The sequence below is a fragment of the Mesorhizobium sp. M4A.F.Ca.ET.090.04.2.1 genome (genome assembly GCF_003999085.1).
In the GTDB taxonomy this organism is placed as follows: domain Bacteria; phylum Pseudomonadota; class Alphaproteobacteria; order Rhizobiales; family Rhizobiaceae; genus Mesorhizobium.
Map to the genome: position 1 here is coordinate 1 of NZ_RZOT01000682.1, position 2679 is coordinate 2679.

The 2679-nt window shown below is 67.6% G+C and carries 2 protein-coding genes and 1 pseudogene; all 3 read left to right on the top strand.

The window, feature by feature from the left end:
* On the top strand, positions 1–709 hold a 709-nt coding region (locus EN781_RS30320), incomplete at its 5' end, for an ABC transporter ATP-binding protein (protein WP_145965716.1).
* Positions 709–2262, top strand: a complete 1554-nt coding sequence (locus tag EN781_RS30325; RefSeq protein ID WP_126056075.1) for an FGGY-family carbohydrate kinase — start codon at positions 709–711, stop codon at positions 2260–2262. The genes EN781_RS30320 and EN781_RS30325, both read left to right, overlap by 1 nt.
* 11 nt (positions 2263–2273) lie before the next feature.
* Positions 2274–2679 (top strand): annotated as a pseudogene (locus EN781_RS30330) (oxidoreductase); the annotation flags it as partial.

Sequence of the window (2679 nt, forward strand, 5' to 3'; positions counted from 1 at the left end):
GATCTCCGGCGGCCAGCAGCAGCGCGCCAGCCTCGGCGGGGCGCTGATCCGCAACGCCGACCTGCACCTGCTCGACGAGCCGATGGGCCAGCTCGAGCCGCAGCTGCGCGCCGTGCTGCGCGGCCGTATCAAGCACTTCATCAAGGAGCGCGGCCTGACCGCGATCCTCGTCACCCACGACCAGACCGAGGCGAACGCCCTCGCCGACCGCATCGCGGTGATGGAAGGCGGCGTGCTGCAGCAGTTCGACACGCCCGACATGATCAAGCGGCGGCCGGCGAACCTGTTCACCGGCACCTTCGTCGGCGAGCCGCCGATGAATGTCTTCGAGGCCTTCGTCGGCACGGCCGCCGGCAAGATCAGCCTGAGGCTGCCCGACGGCTTGTCGCTCGACTACGACAAGGACGCCTTCAGCGGCCCGGTGCGCGACCAACTGCTTGCCCGCGAGCGCGTCGTCATCGGCGTCAGGCCCTATGCGGTACGCCGCTCGAAGGACGGCGTGCCGGCCACCGTCTCGGCCAACCAATGGCTTGGTGACCAGACCCATATCGCCGCCGATTTCGCCGGCGGCTCGCTGGTGCTGGTCGAGCATGACCGCACCCGCCTCGAGCTAGGGGCGCCGATCAATGTCAGCATCGACCCGAAGAACCTGCACGTCTTCGACCAGGCGGACGGCAGGGCGATTTCGCACGGGATGGAGCTTGCCTGATGCGGGATGTGCTGATCGGCATCGACGCCGGCACGTCTGTCATCAAGTCCGTCGCTTTCGACAAGGCGGGCCGGCAGATCGCGGCCACCGCGCTGCCGAACCGCTACGAGACGCTGCCGGGCGGTGGCGCCGAACAGGACCTGGCGCGCACCTGGGCCGATACGGCGGTCACGCTTCGCCAGCTGGCCGACAAGGTGCCGGACCTCGCTAACCGGGTAATCACCATCGCGGTGACTGGGCAGGGCGACGGCACGTGGCTGATCGACAAGGCCGGCGAGCCAGTCGCCAAAGGCTGGCTGTGGCTCGACGCGCGCGCCGCCAGGGAGGTCGAGGAGATCCGCGCCCGGCCGGAGGACCGACTGCGCTTCGAAAAGACCGGCAGCGGGCTTGCCGCCTGCCAGCAGGGATCGCAGTTCGTCTTCATGAAACGAAACATGCCGGCAATGCTTGCCAGCGCCGCGACGGCATTCCATTGCAAGGACTGGCTCTATTTCAAGCTGACCGGCGAGCGCGCCACCGACCCTTCGGAAGGGACCTTCACCTTCGGCGATTTCCGCACGCGCGATTACTCCGACGATGTGCTCGACGTGCTCGGCGTCGCCGACCTCCGGCATTTGCTGCCGCCGATCGTCGACGGCACCAGGCAAAGCGCCGCCCTGTCCAAGGCGGCGGCCGATGCCAGCGGGCTGATCGCCGGCACGCCGGTCGTACTCGCCTATGTCGACGTCGCCTGCACCGCGCTCGGCGCCGGCCTGTTCGACCGCCAGCGCAAGCCCGGCTGTTCCATCATTGGCTCCACCGGCATGCACATGCGCCTTGCCGAGACCCCGGACGAGGTGCTCCTGAACGAGGCCAAGACCGGCTACACCATGACCATGCCGGCGCCCGGCGTCTTCGCGCAGATGCAGTCGAACATGGCGGCGACGCTCAACATCGACTGGGTGCTAGGGCTCGCCTCCGGCATCCTTGCCGCGCAAGGCATCTCGCGCTCGAATGGCGAGATGATCGCGCTGGTCGACGGCTGGATATCGTCGTCGAAGCCGGCTTCGCTGATCTACCAGCCCTATGTGTCGGAGGCCGGCGAGCGGGGTCCGTTCGTCGATGCCAATGCAAGGGCGGGCTTCGTCGGCATTTCCTCGCGCCACGGCTATGCCGACATGGTGCGCGCCGTTTTCGAGGGGCTGGCCTTCGCTTCGCGCGATTGTTACGCCGCCATGGGCTCGCTGCCGCGAGAGATCCGCCTCACCGGCGGCGCGGCGCGCAGCCCGGCCCTGCGCAAGATCCTCGGCGCCGCCGTCGGCGCCGCGACGCGCACCAGCGAGCGCGAGGAGGCGGGCGCCGCGGGTGCCGCCATGATCGCGGCGGTCTGCGTCGGCCTCTACCGGTCGATGGACGATTGCGTCGCCGAATGGGTCACGCCTCTGCTCGGCAAGGCCGAGCCGAGCGACCCGCAACTCGCCGCCATCTACGACAGGATGGCGCCATCCTACACATTGGCGCGCGAGGCGTTGCGTCCGGTCTGGCGGTCGATGGCCGCGGCGAAGGCAAATTGAGAAAGTCGAGCATGCATAGAAAAATTGCGATCATCGGCGACCGTTTCATGCTCCCGGAGGTCTTTCGGATTGAGATCGAGAAGGCCTGCGGCAACAGCCTCGACATCCGCACGCTGGAAACCGCGTGGCCCGACGAGCCGATGGAGTTCGGCAACACCGCGCTCGGCCTCGACAAGGTAAAGGAGTATTTCGGCCATCCGGACGAGGTGGTCGATTTTGTCGGCGATGCCGAGATCCTGGTGACCCAGCTCGCTCCGCTCTCGGATGGAATGATGCGGCGCCTTCCGGCGTTGAAACTGGTCGCTGTGTCGCGCGGCGGACCGATCAACATCGACATGGCGGCCGGGAACGTTGACGACGCGGATGTCGTGAGCCTTGGCGGCCGCCATGTCGATGTTGATCGGTCCGCCGCGCGAC

What these genes read in the sequence shown, in the direction of transcription:
- EN781_RS30325 (WP_126056075.1), top strand. Translation starts at nt 709, where the DNA reads ATGCGGGATGTGCTGATCGGCATCGACGCCGGCACGTCTGTCATCAAG.